The organism is Pseudomonas sp. MLB6B (assembly GCF_054508135.1).
The window spans coordinates 3,311,917-3,333,015 of the sequence record NZ_CP199313.1; the positions used below are offsets into that span (position 1 = coordinate 3,311,917).

At 64.8% G+C, this 21,099-nt stretch carries 19 protein-coding genes, 1 pseudogene and 2 riboswitches; of the genes and pseudogenes, 12 read left to right on the top strand and 8 right to left on the bottom strand.

Annotation, left to right across the window (positions count from 1 at the left end; all coding sequences use genetic code 11):
* Positions 1 to 220: 220 nt before the first annotated feature.
* Positions 221 to 1,246: a zinc-dependent alcohol dehydrogenase family protein gene (locus tag ACSMEV_RS14595; RefSeq protein WP_459205793.1), complete on the bottom strand. Its 1,026-nt coding sequence runs from the start codon at positions 1,244 to 1,246 to the stop codon at positions 221 to 223.
* A gap of 210 nt (positions 1,247 to 1,456) precedes the next feature.
* On the opposite strand from ACSMEV_RS14595, the gene ACSMEV_RS14600 reads away from it, so the two are divergent.
* From ACSMEV_RS14600 to ACSMEV_RS14620, 5 genes and pseudogenes are all read left to right on the top strand, one after another.
* The gene (locus tag ACSMEV_RS14600) at positions 1,457 to 2,374 is read left to right on the top strand and encodes a LysR family transcriptional regulator (RefSeq protein ID WP_314487447.1); all 918 of its coding nucleotides are present in this window, start codon (positions 1,457 to 1,459) and stop codon (positions 2,372 to 2,374) included.
* Positions 2,375 to 2,613: 239 nt separating this feature from the next.
* Complete coding sequence (locus ACSMEV_RS14605; RefSeq protein WP_459208355.1) at positions 2,614 to 3,219, top strand: DMP19 family protein; 606 nt, start codon at positions 2,614 to 2,616, stop codon at positions 3,217 to 3,219.
* A 101-nt stretch (positions 3,220 to 3,320) separates the two neighbouring features.
* Positions 3,321 to 3,811 (top strand): annotated as a pseudogene (locus ACSMEV_RS14610) (DUF1543 domain-containing protein).
* 104 nt (positions 3,812 to 3,915) lie between these two features.
* Entirely contained in the window at positions 3,916 to 4,779 is an 864-nt protein-coding gene (locus ACSMEV_RS14615; protein ID WP_459205794.1) for a glucose 1-dehydrogenase, read from the top strand.
* A gap of 128 nt (positions 4,780 to 4,907) precedes the next feature.
* Entirely contained in the window at positions 4,908 to 5,411 is a 504-nt protein-coding gene (locus ACSMEV_RS14620) for a CinA family protein (protein WP_459205795.1), read from the top strand.
* Between the two features lie 53 nt (positions 5,412 to 5,464).
* On the opposite strand, the gene ACSMEV_RS14625 is transcribed toward ACSMEV_RS14620, so the two are convergent.
* A complete protein-coding gene (locus tag ACSMEV_RS14625; RefSeq protein ID WP_459205796.1) occupies positions 5,465 to 5,908 on the bottom strand; it encodes an HhH-GDP family DNA glycosylase in 444 nt (147 codons plus the stop codon).
* A 143-nt stretch (positions 5,909 to 6,051) separates the two neighbouring features.
* Between ACSMEV_RS14625 and ACSMEV_RS14630 the strand changes: the two genes are divergently transcribed.
* Positions 6,052 to 6,561 (top strand): GNAT family N-acetyltransferase, encoded by a 510-nt coding sequence (locus tag ACSMEV_RS14630; protein ID WP_459205797.1) that lies wholly within the window; start codon positions 6,052 to 6,054, stop codon positions 6,559 to 6,561.
* A 43-nt stretch (positions 6,562 to 6,604) separates the two neighbouring features.
* On the opposite strand, the gene ACSMEV_RS14635 is transcribed toward ACSMEV_RS14630, so the two are convergent.
* From ACSMEV_RS14635 to cobW, 5 genes are all read right to left on the bottom strand, one after another.
* Positions 6,605 to 7,042, bottom strand: a complete 438-nt coding sequence (locus ACSMEV_RS14635; protein WP_296268243.1) for a PACE efflux transporter — start codon at positions 7,040 to 7,042, stop codon at positions 6,605 to 6,607.
* Between the two features lie 171 nt (positions 7,043 to 7,213).
* Positions 7,214 to 7,780 carry a vWA domain-containing protein gene (locus ACSMEV_RS14640; RefSeq protein ID WP_459208356.1) on the bottom strand — a complete coding sequence of 189 codons (567 nt, stop codon included), beginning with the start codon at positions 7,778 to 7,780 and terminating at the stop codon, positions 7,214 to 7,216.
* Between the two features lie 101 nt (positions 7,781 to 7,881).
* Positions 7,882 to 8,883, bottom strand: a complete 1,002-nt coding sequence (locus ACSMEV_RS14645; protein WP_459205798.1) for an ATP-binding protein — start codon at positions 8,881 to 8,883, stop codon at positions 7,882 to 7,884.
* Between the two features lies 1 nt (position 8,884).
* Complete coding sequence (gene cobN, locus ACSMEV_RS14650; RefSeq protein WP_459205799.1) at positions 8,885 to 12,646, bottom strand: cobaltochelatase subunit CobN; 3,762 nt, start codon at positions 12,644 to 12,646, stop codon at positions 8,885 to 8,887.
* Positions 12,647 to 12,649: 3 nt separating this feature from the next.
* Positions 12,650 to 13,720 carry a cobalamin biosynthesis protein CobW gene (gene cobW / locus ACSMEV_RS14655; RefSeq protein ID WP_459205800.1) on the bottom strand — a complete coding sequence of 357 codons (1,071 nt, stop codon included), beginning with the start codon at positions 13,718 to 13,720 and terminating at the stop codon, positions 12,650 to 12,652.
* 98 nt (positions 13,721 to 13,818) lie between these two features.
* A riboswitch (cobalamin riboswitch) is annotated at positions 13,819 to 14,021 on the bottom strand.
* 79 nt (positions 14,022 to 14,100) lie between these two features.
* Positions 14,101 to 14,330, top strand: a riboswitch (cobalamin riboswitch).
* A gap of 92 nt (positions 14,331 to 14,422) precedes the next feature.
* On the opposite strand from cobW, the gene ACSMEV_RS14660 reads away from it, so the two are divergent.
* From ACSMEV_RS14660 to ACSMEV_RS14685, 6 genes are all read left to right on the top strand, one after another.
* Positions 14,423 to 14,608: a CbtB domain-containing protein gene (locus tag ACSMEV_RS14660; protein WP_459205801.1), complete on the top strand. Its 186-nt coding sequence runs from the start codon at positions 14,423 to 14,425 to the stop codon at positions 14,606 to 14,608.
* Between the two features lie 10 nt (positions 14,609 to 14,618).
* The gene (locus ACSMEV_RS14665; RefSeq protein WP_459205802.1) at positions 14,619 to 15,308 is read left to right on the top strand and encodes a CbtA family protein; all 690 of its coding nucleotides are present in this window, start codon (positions 14,619 to 14,621) and stop codon (positions 15,306 to 15,308) included.
* The gene (locus ACSMEV_RS14670; protein ID WP_459205803.1) at positions 15,301 to 15,702 is read left to right on the top strand and encodes a cobalamin biosynthesis protein; all 402 of its coding nucleotides are present in this window, start codon (positions 15,301 to 15,303) and stop codon (positions 15,700 to 15,702) included. The genes ACSMEV_RS14665 and ACSMEV_RS14670 overlap by 8 nt, the downstream gene beginning before the upstream one ends.
* Before the next feature lie 32 nt (positions 15,703 to 15,734).
* Positions 15,735 to 16,481 carry a precorrin-4 C(11)-methyltransferase gene (gene cobM / locus ACSMEV_RS14675; protein ID WP_459205804.1) on the top strand — a complete coding sequence of 249 codons (747 nt, stop codon included), beginning with the start codon at positions 15,735 to 15,737 and terminating at the stop codon, positions 16,479 to 16,481.
* A gap of 238 nt (positions 16,482 to 16,719) precedes the next feature.
* Positions 16,720 to 17,334: a response regulator transcription factor gene (locus ACSMEV_RS14680; RefSeq protein ID WP_314487472.1), complete on the top strand. Its 615-nt coding sequence runs from the start codon at positions 16,720 to 16,722 to the stop codon at positions 17,332 to 17,334.
* 7 nt (positions 17,335 to 17,341) lie between these two features.
* The gene (locus ACSMEV_RS14685; protein ID WP_459205805.1) at positions 17,342 to 20,617 is read left to right on the top strand and encodes a transporter substrate-binding domain-containing protein; all 3,276 of its coding nucleotides are present in this window, start codon (positions 17,342 to 17,344) and stop codon (positions 20,615 to 20,617) included.
* On the opposite strand, the gene ACSMEV_RS14690 is transcribed toward ACSMEV_RS14685, so the two are convergent.
* Positions 20,592 to 21,050 (bottom strand): methyl-accepting chemotaxis protein, encoded by a 459-nt coding sequence (locus tag ACSMEV_RS14690; protein WP_459208357.1) that lies wholly within the window; start codon positions 21,048 to 21,050, stop codon positions 20,592 to 20,594. The genes ACSMEV_RS14685 and ACSMEV_RS14690 overlap by 26 nt on opposite strands.
* Positions 21,051 to 21,099 lie beyond the last annotated feature (49 nt).

A 21,099-nucleotide genomic window follows, 5' to 3' on the forward strand; every position in this document is an offset into this window, starting at 1 on the left:
TGATTACCTCGTCCCTGAGCGACTCGGGCGAACGAATAACCGGCGTCCTGCGATCAGCACGATCGAGAGGAAGCCTTTCCTACTGGTGACGGTAATAATTCACCAAGGAATTAGCGATGAGGGTTTATTCCAGAAATGTGTAGGAAAGGTTGTTTTGCCGCGTAGGAGTTTTCCTAGCCCCCACCTGGGAGGGCGCACGCCCATACCCAAGCGGGAACGATCACTCCGCGCTGGCGAGGTCCAGTACCACGCGCCCGCCACAAGGGCAGTCGTCCATGTAGCGATGGGCCTGGACCACTTCCTCGAACGGATAGACCTTGACGATCTGCGGCGTCAGCAAGTGCTCGGCGGTGAAACGGTTGATGTCTTGCAGAGCGCGCTGCAGGGCCGGCTTGTCTTGGTCGATGCCCAATTCCGGCTTGCCGGTGAAGTTGCTCACACAGTGCAAATGGAACTGGATGTTCTTCTTGAATGCCGCGCAGGCCGGGAACGGCGTCTGGTTACCGCCTTGCAGGCCGTAGAGCACCAGGCTGCCCCGCGGCGCCAGCACATCGCCCAGAAGCGACATCTGCGGGCCGCCCAATCCGTCGAGCACCATGTCCACACCGCGGTTGGCGGTGAACTTGTTGATCTGCAGGAGCAGGTCCTGCTCTTCGGTGACGATCACGTACTCGGCCCCCAAGCCCAGCAGGTAGTCACGCTGCTCGGCCCGTTTGGTGGCTGCCAGCACTCGCAAACCCAAGGCCTTGCCAAGCTGCACGAAGGCAGGGCCGGCGCAGTGGCTGGCGTCGGTCACCAGCGCAGTTTGCCCAGGTTTGGCCCGGGCCAGGTCCATGTAGGCGAAATAGGCGATCAGCAGTGGCGTGTAGTGCACGCTGGCTTCGATGGGCGTGAGCACGTCGGGGTAGCGTGTCAAAGCGCAGCGCGGCAGCACGATGACATCACCGTACACTGGGTGGTCGTTGGGACTGGTCGCTGGGAAGCTTGCCACCCGATCACCGACCGCCAGGTCCTCGACGCCCTCGCCCACAGCGCTCACCACGCCGGCCATTTCGTGACCGATGCCCGAGGGCAGACGCACCTGGGACAACGCCAGGTCTTGCCGCCAGAGTACGTCGTACCAGCTCACACCGATGGCTTGCACGCGCACCTGCACCTCGCCCCTGGCCGGCGTGGGCTCGGGTCGTTCCTCGCAGCGCAGCACATCGGCGGCGCCGAACTTGTGGAAACGGATGATGCGGGACATCGCCTACCTCGACTGTGTGAATCTCATAAGACCGGACTGTATCCGGAGGCCAGCGCTTAGGCCATCAGTGGTGATTAATAGTCGACATGCCTGCCATCGATTGGGTTCGAGGCAAATTGGCCCATGCCAGCCTGAAAACGATGCAGGGTAACAGCCTTTGCCCGTAAGATTCACCTCTGCTCCCGCCCAGGCAACAGGCCAAGCCCGCCCATGAACCGTAACGACCTGCGCCGTGTAGACCTCAACCTGCTGATCGTGTTCGAGACCCTGATGCACGAACGCAGCGTGACCCGCGCCGCCGAAAAGCTGTTCCTCGGCCAGCCGGCGATCAGCGCAGCGCTGTCGCGCCTGCGCAATCTGTTCGACGACCCGCTGTTCGTGCGCACCGGGCGCACCATGGAGCCCTCGGCCCGCGCTCAGGAGATCTTCGCCCTGCTCTCCCCAGCGCTGGACTCGATTTCCACCGCCGTCAGCCGCGCCGCCGACTTCGACCCAGCCACCAGCAACGCGGTATTCCGCATGGGCCTCTCGGACGACGCCGAATTCGCCCTGTTGCCACTGCTGCTCAAGCGCATCCGCGCCGAGGCCCCCGGCATCGTGCTGGTGGTGCGGCGGGTCAACTACCTGCTGATGCCCACGCTGCTGGCCTCGGGCGAAATCTCCGTGGGCGTTAGCTACACCGCCGACCTGCCGGCCAACGCCAAACGCAAGGTGCTGCGCCGTAGCGCACCTAAGCTGTTGCGCGCCGATACGATGCCTGGGGCAATCAGCCTGGACGACTTCTGCAGCCGTCCCCACGCGCTGGTGTCGTTCGCCGGGGACTTGTCCGGCTTCATCGACGAAGCGCTGGCAGAGCTGGGCCGCAAGCGCCAGGTGGTGCTGGCGGTGCCGCAGTTCAATGGGTTGGGGAGTTTGCTGGCAGGCACCGACATTCTTGCTACGGTGCCGGATTACACGGCCGATGTGCTGACGGCGGCGGGCGGGTTGCGGGCTGAGGAGCTACCGTTGCCGGTGCAGCATTTCGAGTTGCACATGGCGTGGCGGGGGGCGCAGGACAACGATCCGGCGGAGCGGTGGTTGCGGTCGCGGATTCAGATGTTTTTCGGGGACCCGGACAGCCTGCTATGAAACTAAGCCAGGGCGCTGATGTGCAAACCCCTTTTGAACATGACGGTGGCTTTCCAAGACGGCCCCAGGAGCCGTTCGAGAGACGCCGATGCCTTCATTTCCCGACAAGAAGCGCGAACGTTGCTGCAGGATTTCGAATTACCCAATCCTCTCGAATTACCCAATCCTCTCGAATTCACCGTGCTGCCTGACTGGATGCGCTGATGCGCCTTGCCTTGATACAACTTGCCGGAGCCCCCATGAGCGACAAACAACCCTGCCGTCTTTGTGCCACGCCGATAGTGGCTTCCACCTTCGAGCGCAACGACGGGTTATGCATGCCCTGCAAAGGCGGTTATCGGGAAAATATCGAAGCCGGCAAACGCCGCGCCGAAGAGCGCAGGCGGTACCTGGCCAGCCCGCAAGCCCTGTATTGGAACGCATTGGTCGACCGCGTGTACCACACGGCCGCAGGCTTCACGGGGCTGAAATTGGCAGAACAGCACTATTACGCTGTCAGCGTGTTACAAGGCGAAGTCTACAATGGCGGCTTCGACCAGTATTTCGGCAACTCTTCAGGCGATCATTATGCGCACGCTTGCGCGGGCCTTCTCGAACTCGGTGCGACGCAAACGCTGGCCCTGCTCGAAGAAGCCAAACGTGTGCTCTTCGGCACTGAACCTGTGCCCAGCGAGCAAGATGCACGTCAGCTGAGCATGCCTACTTATGCAGACGAACGGGACCTCGAATGCGAGGCTGCACTGGATGCCCTCGACACTCGGTTCTACCAGGACACCGAGCAACTGGACGAGCGTCTGCTGAGGTATGCCGACGAGCACCGGTTGTTCGAAACGGCGGCCGACTGACAGCGGTGTCTCGAAGTCGCTGATCCTCACACTGCACAAGCGTTGGTCCAATGGCGCTCAAGCCAATGACCCACCGCAGCCGACCTACCTTGGATACCTTCATGCTCTACATCGTCATGCTCGGCGGTCGCCACCCCCGCGCCAGCATCGAAGTCCACGACGTGCTGTTCGCCCAGGCCGAGACCTTGGCCGACACCTACCCGCAACTGCGCGCCAACTGGTTCGGCAGCCCCAAGGGATTGCACATCGACGCCTGGATGGAAGTTGACGGCGTGGACGTCTACCGTATCGAGTTCAGCCAGGCCAGCCCGGCACCAGGGGCGCTGCGGCTGTTCTTTCTCAATCTGGGCGGTTACGAACCCGGGGTGTTCGGCGAAGCGCACCGCTACCTGCTGATAGCCGCACCGGACAAAGCCACTGCCAAACGCCTAGGCAGGCACCGCATGGCGAAGGTTGGATCAAGGCACACACCGACGCGGTCTTGGACATCGACGACTGCTTGCCCATCGACCTGGTAAGCGGGCGCTATGTACACCTGGTCGAAGGCGAACACCGCGGCATTGTCCAGCGCAGCGACTATCTGCCGATCTGAGTGGTCGACTGCCGTCCGTCGCCGAATTTCATATCCGCTACAACACGTGTGGATCACGCCCTTCGAAAGATTCATGAGCATTATCTTTTACAGGAGCTTCAATCATGCGTGAGTACCCCAAACCGCCCTTCCCGTCCCAGCCTCAATCCGTGCCGGGTTCGCAGGCGAGAATGGATCCGTATCCCGATTGCGGCGAGGAGTCCTATACGGGCCATGGCCGTCTGGAAGGCAAGATCGCGCTCATTACCGGTGGCGATAGCGGCATTGGCCGTGCCGTCGCGATTGCCTATGCCCGGGAAGGTGCTGATGTCGCCATCGCCTATCTGGACGAACACGAAGACGCCAAGGAAACCGAGCGCTGGGTCCTGGCTGCGGGCCGCAGGTGCCTGCTGCTACCGGGCGACCTCGCCGACAAGCAAATCTGTTACGACACGGTCGACAAGACCTTGGCCGAGTTCGGACACATAGACATCCTGATCAACAATGCTGCCTTCCAAATGTCTCACGACAATCTTGAAGACATTTCAGATGATGAATGGGTTATGACGTTCGACGTCAACATGACCGCTATTTTCCGCATCTGTCAGCGAGCGGTCCCACACATGAAAAAGCGCGGTGGTGGTTCGATCATCAATACCAGCTCCGTCAACTCCGACGACCCTTCACAAGCACTTTTGCCTTATGCGACCACAAAGGGCGCGATTGCCAACTTCACCGCCGGGCTTGCGCAAATGCTCGCCAAAGACAACATCCGCGTGAACAGCGTCGCCCCCGGCCCGATCTGGACCCCGCTCATTCCAGCGACTATGCCCGATGAAGCGGTGAAGAGCTTCGGCTCCGGCTACCCCATGGGTCGCCCCGGCCAGCCGGTGGAAGTGGCGCCGATCTACGTGCTGTTGGGTTCCGACGAGTCGAGCTACATTTCGGGTTCACGCTATGCCGTCACCGGCGGCAAGCCGATTCTCTAGATATAGAAACCAGGCCCGCTACGGCGGGCCCCACCCCTTTCTGCCAACATCGACACACCCATGAGTTTCGCTCGAACCGATCAGCCTATGCCTGTTCAACGCTCTACAGACATCAAGGTAACTCCGTCATGACACGCGACCCCTCCTTGGCCGTTCTGAACTATCTCAAAGCCCACGATCTGCTGCTCACCACCGCCGAATCCTGCACCGCAGGGCGCATGGTGGCGATGCTGGCCGAGCACGAAGGTGCGGGCGAAGTGCTCGAGAGCGGTTACGTCGTTTACTCGCCAGAAGCCAAGCAGCGCCTGCTCGGTGTCGACCCTGGCACCATCGAACGCTTTGGCCTGACCAGCGAAGCGGTGGCCTGGGAGATGGTCCGCGGCGCGCTACGAGACAGCCCTGCCAACGTAGCCATTGCCACCACGGGCGTGGCAGGCCCTGCGCCTGCCTCGGGCGTGCTGCCTGGCACCCTCTGTTTCGCTTGGGCTTTTGCGGGTGAGACCGACGCTGTGTTTACCGCCACCCAGCGTTTTTTCGGGGAGCGTGCGGATGTTCTGCACAATGCAGCACTGCATGGTCTGACGCGTTTGGTGCACTACCATGAACGTTGGTTGAGAAGCGAACGAGCCTGATCCATCTGTGGTCTAGTTCGGAACGATTGGCTGCGAACCAGCGCTCATCCAGGTCAGCTCTGCTTGGAAAGCGCGAAAAGCCCTTGTGCCTCGCGCATGAAGATCTCGACCGTTTTCGGACCGATGCCCTCGAACTCGAGCAACCATCGTTCGAAGTCCACACGCGTGGTGTTTCCAGCCAGCAAGCCTGCATGCTGGTGGGGCATCTGCACCGCGAACTTCCGCGCCAATGCCTGTAGGCGTCGGGCTGTCGATTCGTCATAACGCGTATAGCCTGCCTGGCCCAACAAGCGCACCAAGGTTGCGTGACCGCACTCCACGAACTTGGCCGGTGAATCCAAACCCTGTCGTTCCACCACCTGCCGATAGGCCGCGACGGCTACCAAGGCGCGGATACGCTTGCCGATCAGAAAAGCGGCTACCAGCCAGAGGAACACATCTGCGCCGCGCGGGTTGTCGAGATCGAGGGCGAGGTCTTTGGCAGTGATGGGCTGCATAGGCACCGTTTTAGGCAGTTGAGAGACGAAGCTGTCAATCGACAGCGTCTGCCATGGTAGGTTGCCATGGTCAGCATAGCGAGCCGTCGAACCTGACCAAGCCCCGAGTACACCCGTTGCACATGACCACAAGGATGAGCCCCGTGAACAGCGACACCCCCCGCATCGACATCGTACCCCTGAGCGAAACCCACCTGACCGGCATCACCGCGCTGTACCACGAGCCAGCGGTGTGCCGACAAGTGCTGCAAATGCCCTACCAGTCCACCGAAGTCTGGCGCCAACGGTTGGCGGCGAGCAGTGAACGGCGTGTCCAGCTGGTGGCGCTGCACCAAGGCGAGGTCATTGGCAACATCAGCCTGGAGCAGTCACCACGCATTCGCCAAAGCCATGTCGGTGGCTTGGGCATGAGCGTGGCTAAGGCCTGGCAAGGGCAAGGAATCGGATCGCGGTTGTTGCAGACGGCGCTGTCGGTCGCCGACGACTGGATGAACCTGCGCCGCGTGGAACTGACGGTATTCGCCGATAACGAACCGGCTATGGCCCTCTACCGCAAGTTCGGCTTCGAGGTGGAAGGTCGCTTGCGCGACTACGCCGTACGCGACGGTATCTATGTGGACGCCTTGAGCATGGCGCGCCTGCGCGCTCGATGATGCGCAGTGCGGGGCGCCGACGGCGCGCCCTGCCCTATGCCGCTCAACCTCGGCACTCACCCTGCTGCGCCGACAACGGCACGTCGAACACCTTGTCGAAGGCCCACTGGAACGCGAACGCATAGACGAAGAAGAAAGCGAACAGCGCCAGGTTGGTCAGCAGCGCTTGCCAAAGACCGATCTCCAACCAGAACGCCACCAGAGGCAGCAGCAACAGCACCAGGCCGCCTTCGAACCCCAGCGCGTGCAGCAAGCGGCGCCACAGCGTGCGCTGACGCTGGGCGCGACTGGCTTCCCAGCGTTCGAACGCCCAGTTGAAGGCCATGTTCCAGCTCAGGGCGATACCCGACATCAGGAGCGACAGCACCGTGGAATGCGCCATGCCAGTGTCGAACAGGAACGCCAGGGCCGGCGCCACGCAGGCCACGGCTATGACTTCGTAGAGGATGGCTTGGACGATCTTGCGGGCCTTGCCTTGCATGGGGGATTCCTTGGCGGTGGCCGTTGAGGTTGTAGCGTGGTGAGGCTTTAGAGGCAAGAACGGCCTGTTCGGGGTGCGTCAATCAAGGGGCACGCTGTCCCTCGTCCAGTCCCATTGTGCTCAGGCCGAAGCGCCCATACGGCATAAAGCGCCTCTTACGGCAAGAGCACGTCACTCGATCCGTCTCAAGGCATCCAAATGCCAATACTCGGCAGCCAACTCATCGGCCAGTTGCCGCGCCCGCCCCAGCCGCACCGGCGCTCGCTCGATGTCCACCAACACACTGGCGCACGGCAGGGGTGCCAAGGGCTGCCAGCGTTGCAAGCGGCCGTCGGTGAAGACGAAGCAACGCTGCACTTCGGTCGGATGCTGGCGTGCGCGTGCGGCCAGCCACTCGCGAGCCTGTGCCAACGCCGCCAGCAGCGGCGTGCCGCCCCCGGCGCCGAGGGCCTGCAACCAAGGCTGCAAGGCTGCGGAGGCCTTCAGCCCATGGCGCTGCCAGCGCGGTTCGCGGCCACTGGCGGTGAGCAAGGTAAGGCGAGCGCGTTGCCGATAGGCCTGATCGAACATCTGCGCCAGCAACCCTTTGCACTCGGCCAAAGCACCGTTGCGGCGGGTCGAGCCCGAGGCATCGACGATCACCAGCCACAGCTCCGGGCCTTGGGCCTGGCGCTGTTGCCAGCACAGGTCGCGACGATGTCTGGGCCGGCCCTTGAGCAAGGTGGACACCCAGGCCACGCGGCCCTCGCCGGCGCTACGCGCCTTGCCTCGGGGCACGCCGACCAAGCGCCCCGGTCGAGTTCGAGCATCCACCGCATTGGCGCCACGCGCGCGGATGCTCAGGGCTTTTTTGCCCAGTTCGGTACCTCACGCCGGGCGCCGCCGTTCACGGCTTGCGGCGGCAATGCGCCCCAATCGCCAGGTCCTGCCTGCGGTTCGCTGGCCTGGCCGGCAGGCGGCGGTGGTGGGCTGGGCGCCTGTTCGGGCGCCGGTTGCCGACGGCGGTGACGCAGAGCGAATTCGGCGACCGCCTGGATATCCTCTTCGGCGATCTGGCTGGCGCCACGCCAAGCGGCGTGGGCACGGGCCGCGCGCAGCCAAACAAGGTCGGCGCGCAGGCCGTCCACGCCAGCGGCAAAGCACTGGGCGGCGATGTTGGCCAGGGACGCGTCGTCCAGCTCGATCTGCGCCAATGCCGCCCGGGCAGCCTGGCAGCGCTCGCGCAATTGCGCCTGCGCGGCCTGCCACTGGGCGCTGAAACCTTGCGGGTCTGCGTCGAAGGCCAGTCGCCGGCGGATGATCTGCTGGCGCGCCTCGGGGGCGGGCGAGCCGTCGAGCAGTACGTTCAAGCCGAAACGGTCGAGCAGTTGCGGGCGCAACTCGCCCTCTTCAGGGTTCATGGTGCCGATCAGTACGAAGCGCGCCGAATGACGGTGGGAGATCCCGTCGCGCTCCACCCGATTGACACCGCTGGCGGCCACGTCCAGCAGCAGATCCACCAAGGCGTCAGGCAACAGGTTGACCTCGTCGACGTACAACACCCCGCCATCGGCCCGCGCCAGCACACCGGGGGAGAACTGCGCCTTGCCCTGCCCGAGCGCGGCGTCCAGGTCGAGGGTGCCGACCAGGCGCTCTTCGCTGGCGCCTAGAGGCAGGGTGACGAAGGGCCCGTCGTCGAGCAGCGCCGCCAGGCCCCGGGCCAAGGTGCTCTTGGCCATGCCGCGCGGGCCTTCGATCAGCACCCCGCCGATCTGCGGGTCGATGGCGGTCAGGCACAGCGCCAGCTTCAGGTCGTCGGCGCCAACCACGGCGGCCAGCGGGAACTGCACGGGTTCGGTCATATCAGGCATCTTCCTCGCCTTCGAGCAAATGGGATTCGAGGGCTTCGCGGTACTCGCCCGGCGCCTGCCACAGCCCGCGCTGTTGCGCTTCGAGCAGGCGCTCGGTGAGGTCGCGCAGGGCTTCGGGGTTGTGCTCGCGCATGAACTCGCGGGTGGCTGGGTCGAGCACGTAGGCGTCGGCCAGGGATTGGTAGTGGTGGTCGTCGATCAAGTGCGTGGTGGCGTCGAAGGCGAACAGGTTGTCCACCGTCGCGGCCATCTCGAAGGCGCCTTTGTAGCCATGCCGCTTCACCCCGTCGATCCACTTGGGGTTGAGCGCACGGGCGCGCACCACACGGTTGAGCTCTTCCTTGAGGGTGCGGATGCGTGGCCGGTCGACCTGGCTATGGTCGCCGTGGTAGCTCGCCACCTGGGTGTGCGCCAGAGTTTCTGCGGCGGCCAGCATGCCGCCCTGGAACTGGTAGTAGTCGTTGGAATCGAGCAGGTCGTGCTCGTGGTTGTCCTGGTTCTGCACCACTGCCTGCACCTGGCTCAGGCGCTGGGCGAACTGCGCGCGCGCCGGGGTGCCTTCGTCCTGGGCGCCATAGGCGTAGCTGCCGTGGTTGAGGTAGACCTCGGCGAGGTCCTCGCGGTTTTGCCACAGGCGCCCGTCGATGGCGTTCTGCACCCCCGCGCCATAGGCACCGGGCTTGGCGCCGAACACTCGCCAACCGGCTTCGCGGGCGGCCTGCTCGGGGTCGACGCCCTTGGCCAGCAGCGCGCTGCGCTCGGCGCGTACGCGGGCGGCCAGGGGGTTCAAGTCGTCAGGTTCGTCCAGGGCGGCGACGGCCTGCACGGCGGCATCGAACAAGCGGATGAGGTTGCCAAAGGCATCGCGGAAAAAGCCCGAGACGCGCAGGGTCACGTCCACCCGCGGGCGGTCGAGCACGCTCACCGGCAGGATCTCGAAGTCGTCGACCCGCTGCGAGCCGCTGGCCCACACCGGACGCACGCCCATCAGCGCCATGGCCTGGGCGATGTCGTCGCCGCCGGTGCGCATGGTGGCCGTGCCCCACACCGACAGGCCGAGCTGGCGCAGGTGGTCGCCGTGGTCCTGCAGATGCCGTTCGAGCAGCAGGCTGGCCGAGGCGAAGCCCAGGCGCCAGGCCGTGGTGGTAGGCAGGTTGCGCACGTCCACGGTGTAGAAATTACGCCCGGTGGGCAGCACGTCCAGGCGCCCGCGGCTCGGCGCACCGCTGGGCCCTGCGGGCACGAAACGCCCGTCCAAGGCGGCCAGCAGGCCTTGCAGCTCGGCCTCGCCGCACCCGTCCAGCGCTGGGGCTATTTGCCCCAGCAGACCGTCGAGCACGGCGTGCACCGGTTGCCAGGCAGGTTCGGCCGGCAAGGCCAAGGTGCCGGCCAGGGTCGCCTCGATCAGCGCCAAGGCATGCAGCTCCAGGCGCTCACGGGTGTCGCCATGGGTGCGCCAGAGGCTGTCGTCGACGCCCAGCAGGCACGCGGGCCTGGCGCCGCGCCAAGGCTCGCCGAGGTCGCAGTCCAGGGGATCGAAGCCCAGCGCCAGGGCCTTGGCCAGCGCCCGCAGCAGGCTGGCGTTGGCGCCTTGGCCGTCGTAGCGCTCCACGCGCAGCAGGGCCAGCAGGGTATCGCGGCGCAAGCGGCCCTCGGGCGACTGGCCGAACACGTGCAGGCCGTCACGGATCTGCGATTCCTTCAGGTCGCACAGGTAGGTGTCCAGGCGTGGCAGCCAGAGTGCGGCGTCGTCCAACTGGCCTTCGAGCTGCAGTTCGCGGTCAATGTGGTTGGCTTTGACCAGTTCCAGAATCTCGCGCTGCAGCTCGCGGGCGCGGCGTGGGTCGAGCAGTTGCGCTTCGTAGTACTCGTCGGCCAGGCGTTCGAGGTGGCGCAGCGGGCCGTAGGTCTCGGCACGGGTCAGCGGCGGCATCAGGTGGTCGATGATCACGGCCTGGGTCCGGCGCTTTGCCTGGGCACCTTCGCCCGGGTCGTTGACGATGAACGGGTAGACGTTGGGCATCGGTCCGAGCAGCGCATCGGGCCAGCATTCGGCCGACAGCCCCACGCCTTTGCCCGGCAGCCATTCCAGGTTGCCGTGTTTGCCGACGTGGATCAGTGCGTCGGCGCCATAGGCGTGGCGCAGCCAGAAGTAGAACGCGAGATAACCGTGCGGCGGCACCAGATCGGGGTCGTGGTAGACCGCGCTGGGGTCGAGCTGGTAGCCCCGGGCCGGCTGGATGCCGACGAAGGTCGAACCGAAGCGCAGGCCGGCGACCATCATGCGCCCGGCGCGGCACATTGGGTCCTGCTCGGGCGCGCCCCAGCGCTCCAGCACCGCTCGGCGGTTGCCCGCCGGCAGACGGGCGAAGGCCTGCTGGTAGTCCTCAAGGCTCAGGCTCTGGGCGCAGGGACGCTGGTCCAGGTGGTCGAGGTCGTTGGTCACCCCGCCCAGCAGGGCCTGAATCAAGGCAGTGCCGGTCTCGGGCAGCGCGTCCACCGGATAGCCCTGGTCGGCCAGGGCTTGCAGGATATTGAGCGCCGCGCCGGGCGTATCCAGGCCCACGCCGTTGCCGATGCGACCGTCGCGGGTCGGGTAGTTGGCCAGTACCAAGGCGATGCGTTTCTGCGCGTTGGGCAGGCGCGCCAGGACCACCCAACGGCGCGCCAGCTCGGCGACGAAATCCATGCGTTCGGGATGTGCGCGGTAGCAGACCACATCGGCCTGGCTGCGCTCGCTGCGCCAGGCCAGGTCCTTGAAGCTGACCGGGCGGGTGATGATGCGTCCGTCCAATTCCGGCAGAACGATGTGCATGGCCAGGTCGCGCGCGCCCAGGCCTTGCTCGTTTGCTTCCCAGGCCGGCTGGTTGTCCTGGGCGCAGATCGCTTGCAGCACCGGTACGTCACGCCGCAACGGGCGCAGGTTGGGCCGCTCCGGGCTGGACAGGGCGAAGCCGGTGGTGTTGATGATCACCTCGGCGTCGACTTCGTCCATCCAGTTCTGCACCTGGGCCAGGCACTCGGGCTCCTTGAGGCTGGCGACCGCGATGGGCAGCGGGTTGAGGCCGGCGGCTTGCAGACGCTCGCAGAACGCGTCGAGAAATGCGGTGTTGGCCGCTTGCAAATGCGAGCGGTAGAACAACAGCGGCGCAACCGGCCACTCCGGCTGCCATTGCGCATACCAGTCCTGCAGCGTGGCGCTGCCCACCTGAGGGTGGTAGACGCTCGTGCGTGGCAAGGGCTGCGGCTCGTGCCAGGGGTAATCGCGGCCCAACCAGGTGCTGGCCAGGCAGTTGAACAGGTTCAAGGCATTGGCCTTGCCACCCTGGCGCAGGTAGTGCCAGAGCCGCTCGGCGCGGGCGTCGCGTACGCTGCCCAGATCGGTCAGCTCGGGGTCGGGGCGGTCGTCCCCCGGCACCAGGATCAGCTCCACACCGCGCTCGGCCAGTTGTACCAACTGTTCGATGCCGTAGCGCCAGTAACCCACGCCCCCGTGCAGCGACAGCAGGATGACCTTGGCGTGACGCAGCACCTCGTCGACGTACAGGTCGACCGAGCCGTGGTTCTGCACCTGCATGGGGTTGGCCAGGCGCACGCTGGGGAAGTTCGCCGGCAGGTGCTCAAGCGTATCGGCCAGCAGCGCCAGGTGCGAATCGCCGCTGCACAGGATCACCAGCTCGGCCGGGGTCTGGCCGAGGTCGGCGATGCTATCGTCCGGCACGAAGCCGCCGGGCTGAGTACGCAGCAGGTGCATCGATCAGGCGCCCAGGGCTTGGTGCAGGCGCGCGCCGAGCTGTTCGGCGTCGAGGTCCTGGCCGATCAGCACCAGGCGGGTGATACGGGCTTCATCGGCACGCCACGGGCGGTCGAAGTGCTTGTCGAAGCGGCTGCCCACGCCTTGAATGAGCAGGCGCATGGGTTTGCCGGGAATGGCGGCGAAGCCCTTGATGCGCAGGATGTCGTGCTGGGCCACCAGTTGCGCCAATGCCTCGAGCAGCAAGCGCTCGTCGGCTTCGGGCAGCTCCAGGGAGATGGAGTCGAACGCGTCGTGGTCGTGGTCGTCGTGCTCGCCGTCTTCGTCGTGGTGCGAGTCATGGTGAGTGCGGCGGCCGTCGATATGCGCCTCGGACTCGGCGCCCACGCCGATCAGCACGTCCAGCGGCAGGCGGCCGCTGCTGGCTTCGATGATCTTGACCGCCGGCGGCAATTCTTCCTGGACTTCGGCACGTACGCGAGCCAAGCCTTCGGCGTCGATCAGGTCGGCTTTGTTCAGCACGACCAGGTCGGCGCTGGCCAATTGGTCGGCGAACAGCTCGTGCAGGGGCGATTCGTGGTCGAGGTTGGGGTCGAGCTTGCGCTGGGCGTCCACTTGGTCGGGATAGGCGGCGAAGGTGCCGGCCGCGACCGCCGGGCTGTCGACCACGGTGATCACCGCATCGACCGTGCAGGCGTTGCGGATTTCAGGCCACTGGAAGGCTTGCACCAGCGGCTTGGGCAGGGCCAGGCCGCTGGTTTCGATGAGAATGTGGTCCAGATCGCCGCGGCGCGCCACCAGCTCGCGCATGACCGGGAAGAACTCTTCCTGCACCGTGCAGCACAGGCAGCCGTTGGCCAGCTCGAAGACCCGGCCCACCGCCTCCTCTTCGGTGCAGCCGATGCTGCACTGCTTGAGCAGGTCGCCGTCGATGCCCAATTCGCCGAACTCGTTGACGATGACCGCGATGCGGCGGCCCTGGGCGTTGTCCAGCATGTGCCGGAGCAAGGTGGTTTTACCCGAGCCGAGGAAGCCGGTGACGATGGTGACGGGAAGCTTGGCCAGTGTTTTCATGTCTCAGTGCCCTTGGCAGACGGCGCGGGCATGCGGGACGATCGCCCGCGACCGGATAGGCCAGGCGTGCTCGCCACCGGATCACCCCGCCCGGTTGATGTCGAAAGCGTACCGAGGCAGGTCTCCTGGCTCGCATCCTGGCCATCGCGACCGTGCCGATGGCGCCTTCCCGCGTGCGCGCAGTGGCTGTGCCGATCGGCTGGGATGCTTACAGTTGCGGGGGCAGCCGCGGCTCTACCGCGTTCCCGTCTTAGCTCAGTGGGTGAGGGAAACCGTGCCCCCTGAGAACCTCGAAACGGCAAGGCTACGCAGTGCCCCGCGTGGGGTCAACCGCAGCCGCCGAGGGGCGGCCGATTGACGGGAATCATGCCCCATGGTTTGCTAGCGCCCTTGCGTCAGGTGCCCCTTGTGGGGTGAAACGGGAAACCGGTGCGTCGCGGTCTGCAACAGCAGGCCAGGCAATGCCGGTGCTGCCCCCGCAACGGTAAGCGAGTCATGCGTCTGCAACACCACTGCGTCGGCGCCAGCCACGTGGGAAGGTCGACGCACTGTCTGGGGAGCCAAGCTCCCGCTCGCGAGCCCGGAGACCGGCCTGACGTCTCGATCAACCCCCGCGGTGGGCGGGCGCCGTTGCCTGCACTTGGCGTGTCCGCGCTGAGGCGACCGTGCGTGACCTACCGATTCCCAGCCGAGGAACACGTCATGCCCATCGTCAGCAGCAAACCCGCCATCAGCCCCTCCACCACCCTCAGCCAGCGCCTGGTCATCGCCATCGGTGCCGGCCTTTTAGGCTTGAGCCTTGTGTATTTCGCCGGCTTCTCGCACATCGACGCCGTGCACAACGCCGCCCACGACACGCGCCACAGCGCAGCCTTCCCCTGCCACTGAGGACGCCGGCATGTTCACTCGCATCGCCCGTACCGCGGGCTTCAGCGGCTTGCTCGCCGCGATGTTGCTGACCCTGCTGCAAAGTTTGTGGGTCAGCCCGTTGATCCTTCAGGCCGAAACCTACGAAAACGCAGCGCCTGCGGTCCAGGGGCACAGCCATGCCGAAGGCGGTGCCGCCCATGAGCATGCCGCTGAGGCGTGGTCGCCCGAGGACGGCTGGCAACGGGTGCTGGCCACCACCGGCGGCAACCTGGTCGTGGCCGTGGGCTTCGCCTTGCTGCTGGCGGCGCTGTACAGCCTGCGCGAACCCAATCGCGTCGCCAGTGGTGCGCTCTGGGGCCTGGCAGGCTTTACGGTGTTCTGCCTGGCGCCGACCTTGGGCCTGCCGCCCGAGCTGCCTGGTACGGCTGCCGCCGACCTGGCCCAGCGGCAGACCTGGTGGATCGGCACTGCGGCTGCCACGGCCTGTGGTCTGGCGCTGCTGGCGTTCAGCCGTTCCTGGCTCTTCAAGCTGCTCGGCGCCGCGCTGCTGGTCGTGCCGCACCTGATCGGCGCTCCGCAACCTGCCGTCCACGAAAGCCTGGCGCCCGAAGCGCTGGCGGCGCAGTTCAAGCTTGCCTCCTGGCTGACCAACGCAGCCTTCTGGGTTGCCCTGGGCCTGCTCAGCACTTGGCTGTATCGCCGCGCCGAACGTGCCTGACGCCCTTGCGCTGTATGCCGGCATCGGGTGCCGCAAGGGCTGCGATGCCACACAGTTGTCGGCGCTGCTCTTGCAAACCCTCGAGTGTCATGGCCTGCCCCTGAATGCCGTGCGCGCACTGGCCAGCATCGCCAGCAAGGGTAAGGAGCCGGGGCTGCTGGAGCTGGCCGGGCAGTTGCACGTTCCACTGCTGGTCTTCGACGTCGTCAGCCTGGAAGATCTGCAACCCTTGCTCAGTCACCGCTCGGCCGTCGCTTTCGCCCACAGCGGCTGCTGGGGAGTGGCCGAAAGCGCGGCGCTGGCGGCCGCGCGCCAGGTGGAAGGTCGCTGCGCCTTACGTGTGACGCGGCAGGTGTCGGGGCCGGCTACCCTTGCGCTGGCTTGGCGGGGATAATCGCGGCCCCTTCCCCTCTGCAAGGACGTTACATGACGGTCTATTTCATCGGTGCCGGCCCTGGCGATCCCGAACTGATCACGGTCAAGGGCCAACGCCTGATCCGCCAATGCCCAGTGATCATCTATGCAGGCTCCCTGGTACCCGAGGCCGTGCTGTCCGGCCATCGGGCCGTCACGCTGCTCAACAGCGCCGAGCTGCACCTGCAACAGATCGTCGAGGCCATGCTCGACGCCCATCGCCAGGGTCAGGATGTGGCCCGGGTGCACAGCGGAGACCCTAGCCTGTATGGCGCCATTGGCGAGCAGATCGCGCAATTGCGCGCTCATGGCGTCCCCTACCAGATCGTTCCGGGCGTCACCGCCACCGCAGCCAGCGCCGCTCTGCTCGGCTGTGAGCTGACCCTGCCGGGCGTGGCGCAGACGGTAATCCTCACCCGCTACGGCAACAGTTCGCCCATGCCCGAAGGCGAACGCTTGGCCGACCTCGCCCGGCACGGCTGCACGCTGGCCATTCACCTGGGTATCAAACACCTGTCGCGCATCGTCGACGAGCTGCTGCCGCATTACGGCGGTCACTGCCCGGTCGCCGTAGTGCACCGCGCCAGCTGGCCAGACCAGGACTGGGTGCTCGGTACGTTGGAAGACATCGCAGATCAGGTCGCCGCCAAGGGCTTTCGGCGCACGGCGCTGATTCTGGTCGGCCATGTGCTAGGCGACACCCCCTTCGCCGAATCGGCGTTGTACCGCGCCAGCCATGCTCATTTGTATCGACCCTGAGACAGGTAGAAGGGCTTCAATACCTGTATCAGTGCAATCGCCTGGAGATGGCCTAAACTGGGATCACCCGAAGGGCTTGTAGGAAACTTCCTCAGAATTGTCCTGCTTTTTCAACACTTCAGTCACGACCGTTACCAAGCCATCCGATTCGACGTATGGTGCGCGTCCTCCGCTGAGGTAGCGGCGTGTTCCTGGGTGATTTCAGGAAACGGACCACATTTCCGATAGGAGTTTCCCCATGACCAGCGTCCTCGTAGTCGATGACCACGCGGCTATCCGGTTCGCCGTCAGCATGTTGCTGGAAAACCAGAAGTTCCAATTGCTCGGTACCGCGAGCGACGGCATCCAAGCGGTAGAAATGGCCCGTAAGTTGTCGCCCGACGTGGTGATCCTCGACATCGCCTTGCCGCGCCTGGATGGCATGGAAGTGATCAAGCGCTTGCAGTTGATGGAGCCTGCACCGAAGATCATGGTCCTCACCGGCCAGCCGGCCGACCTCTATGTGCGACGTTGCCTGGATGCTGGCATCTCGGCCTTCGTCAACAAGGACGAAGACCTCGACGCCTTGGTCTTCGCCCTCAAGGCCATGGTCAAAGGCTATTCGACCTTTCCCCAGATGTCGGTCAACAGCAGTTCTCTGGAAAGCGAGGCCACCCGTCTGGGCAGCCTGTCGAACCGCGAAGTCGAAGTGCTGCGCAGGCTTACCCGAGGGGAAAGCAACAAGGCCATCGGTGAGAAGATGAACCTCAGCGCCAAGACCATCAGCACCTACCGCGGGCGCATCATGGACAAGCTCAAGACCGAATCGCTGGTGGAAATGGTCGATCTGGCCAAACGAAATAACGTGAACTGACCTAGGAATGAAGCCGATGCTGCCAACGCTGCTATTGACCGGGCTGTTGGCCTTCTCGGCCGACGCCTGGTCACAGGTCGACAGCCAGCCTCGCCAATTACTCGCCCGCTCGCAGAGCGCAGCGCCACCCATGACCCTCGACGAGCAGGATCGCCATTGGCTGGAACGGCGCAAGGCCTTGGTGGTGGGCAGCTCTACACCGGACTATCCGCCGTTCGAGATCAACACCAGTCAGCACGACTACGAGGGGCTCAGTGCGGACTACGCAGGGCTGATCGGCGAACAGTTGGGCATTCCCATCCAGGTACAGCGCTTCGCGACCCGCACCGAAGCGATCCGAGCGCTGCACGATGGACAGATCGACTTGCTCGGCAGCTCCAATGCCTTCGAGGCCGACGATGCTGGCTTGACCCTCAGCCAACCCTATGCAGACGACCTGCCAGTCATCGTCACTCAGCCAGGCCGGCGTCTGCGCAAGCATGACGACCTCACCGGGTTGCGCCTGGCTACCGTAGACCACTACCTGCCTACCGCCACCGTGCAGCGCCTCTATCCGAAGGCGCAACTGAGCCTGTACCGCTCGACCCTGGCCGGTCTGGCTGCGGTGGCCTTGAATCAGGCCGATGTCTACCTGGGCGATGCCATCAGCACCGACTACCTGATTGGCATGAGCTATCCAGGGCAATTGAAGATCGACCAGTTCGTCGATCAGCCGACCGGTACCTTCGCCTTTGCCCTGCGCCGCGACAATCCCCGGCTCAAACGTCTGGTCGATCAAGCCCTGGCGCGCGTCTACAACAGCGAGCGGCTGAATATCCTGCGACGCTGGACCAGCGGCAACACCAGCATACTGCTGGAACGTAACCTCAATGCATTGACCAGCGAAGAACGCCGCTGGATCGATCAGCACCCTACGGTGCGGGTGATGGTCACCGAAAGCCTGGCGCCGCTGACCTTCACCGACGACAACCAGCAACCGCGCGGTGCGACCGTCGACCTGCTCGAGCAAATCGGTCTGCGCACGGGTTTGCGCTTCCAGATGGTGCGCAGCGACTCGGTGCAAGAGATGGTCGACCAAGTGGTCCGTGGCGATGCCGAGCTGGTGGGTGCCCTAGGCTATGGCACCGAGCGCGCCTCACGCCTGCGCTTCACCCGGCCCTACTTGGTCAGCCCGCGCGTGCTGGTCACGCGCAGCGACCAGCCGGCTCTTGCCACCGGCCTGCTGAACCAACAGCGTGTTGCCCTCTTGGCAGGCTCGCCCATGCGCGAGGAGCTGCACGCCCGTTACCCACACTTGCGTTTCATCGAAGTCGCCAACCCGCTGCGCATGATGGAGGCCGTCGCCAATGGCGACGCCGACGTGGCCTTGAGTTCGCAGGTCAACGCGACCTACTACATCAACCATGTGTTCAAGGACATTCTGAAAATCGCCTCGTTGCTGGACGAGGAGCCAGCCGTGGCGGCATTCGGTGTAGCACCACAATTGCCGCTGCTGCAAAACATCCTCGACAAAGCGCTGATGAGCATTCCGCCCGACGAGCTGGAACAACTGATCAACCGCTGGCGTGTCAATGCAGTGGCCAGCGACAGCCCCTGGCGCAACTACCGCACGCTCATGCTGCAATTGGCTGTCTTTTCCCTGGTGCTGTTGGCCGGTGTCGTGTTCTGGAACACCTACTTGCGCAAGCTGATCCACCAGCGCACCGAAGCCCAGCAAGCGCTGCAGGCGCAATTGGCGTTGAGTCGAAGCCTGTTGGAGCAACTCAGCCAGGCGAAGAACGACGCTGAGCAGGCCAGTCAGGCGAAAAGCACCTTCCTGGCAACCATGAGCCACGAGATCCGTACCCCGATGAACGCGGTGATCGGCCTGCTCGAACTGGCACTCGAAGACAGCCGGAGTGGGCACTGCGATACCGTCTCGCTCAAGACCGCCCACGACTCGGCCGTCGGTCTGCTCGAACTGATCGGCGATATCCTCGACATTTCCCGCGTGGAAGCCGGCCACCTGACGTTGCATCCGGCGCCGGTGGACCTGCTGGAAAGCGTTCGCACCACCGTGCGCGTGTTCGAAGGCAATGCGCGGATCAAGGGGTTGGAGGTTCAGTTGCAGTTACCCGGCGGACCGGCTTGGGTACTGATCGATCCGGTGCGTTTTCGTCAGGTGCTGTCCAATCTGCTGAGCAATGCCATCAAGTTCACCGACCATGGCAAGATCGTGGTGTCGCTGCAGGTCACCCCGTCAGCGAGCGACGACAGCCTGTCTGTCGAGCTGCAGGTGCAGGACAGTGGCGTGGGCATCAGCGCCGCCGACCAGGCTCGGCTGTTCACCGCCTTTACCCAGCTCGGCAGCGGGCAGGCGCGCCAAGGCGCCGGTCTTGGGTTGGTGATCAGCCGTACGCTGTGCCACCTGATGGGCGGCGAGCTGGAGTTGCAAAGCGTGGAAAGCGTCGGCACTCGAGTCAGCGTCGTCCTCGATTTGCCTACCGCACAACCGGTGGCGCCCACTCAGCCGACCCGCAACGACACCCCGACACCTACCTGCTCGCTCAGCATATTGGTGGTCGACGACTACCCTGCCAATTTGCTGTTGATGGACAAGCAGCTCACCGGCTTGGGCCATCGGGTGATGCTGGCCGAACACGGAGTGGCGGCACTCGCACTCTGGCAGGACCATGCCTTCGATCTGGTCATCACCGACTGCAGCATGCCGGTGATGGACGGTCATGCCCTGGCTCAGCGCATCCGCGAGCTGGAGCACCAAGGGCAGCGACCGGCGTGCGTCATCATCGGTATCACGGCCAACGCCCAGATCGAAGAGCGCCAGCGCTGCCTGCAAAGTGGCATGGACGACTGCCTGTTCAAACCGGTCGGGTTGCGCACGCTCAAGGCCCATCTGCCTACCCAGAGCATGCAGCCACAGGCGCTGCCCACGCGGGGCAGCGGCTTCGACCTGAACAGCCTGATACACCTCACCCAGGGCGATGAGCAGCTGGTGCGCCGGTTGCTCGAGCAGCTTGCCCATAGCAATGCCGAAGACTTGCAGGCGCTGCGCGGGCTGGGTTCGGTGCCCACGGTGGAGGCTGTGCAGGCACTGGTGCATCGGATCAAGGGCGGCGCCAAGATGCTCAAGGTCAAGGCGGTGGTCGAGCGCTGCGAAGCCCTGGAGCTGGCCTGTGCCACCGGCAAGCCGCTCGACCCCGCACGCCAGGCACTGGAAGCGTGCCTACAGTCACTGGCGGACGAGCTGACACAGGAGCTCAATGCAATTGAAGCGTCGAGCTGATCTGGTTGATCGCTTCGACCACATCGCGTGAGCCTTGCTGGATCTGCATGATTACCGTGCCCGCCTCGCTGGCCAGTGCCACCCCTTGACCGGTACGGTCCAGGCTCGACTGCATGCTGGCTACGGCGGTGAGCGACAAGTCGTGGTTGTGCCGCACCACCTGCACGATCTCCACCGTGGCTTTACTGGTGCGCGCCGCCAGATTGCGCACCTCATCGGCCACCACCGCGAAGCCACGCCCGTGGGCGCCGGCACGGGCCGCCTCGATGGCGGCATTGAGCGCAAGCAGGTTGGTCTGCTCGGCAATGCTGCGGATGGTCAGCACGATCTGGCCGATGGTGTCCGACTGCCGGCTGACCGCATCCAGGTTGCGCGCGGCATCGTTCAGCTCCTGTGAGATCTGCTCGATCACCGCTACGGTCTGCTGCACCACCTCGGTGCCTTTGCGTGCGCAGACATCGGTTTGAACCGAGCTGGCGTGT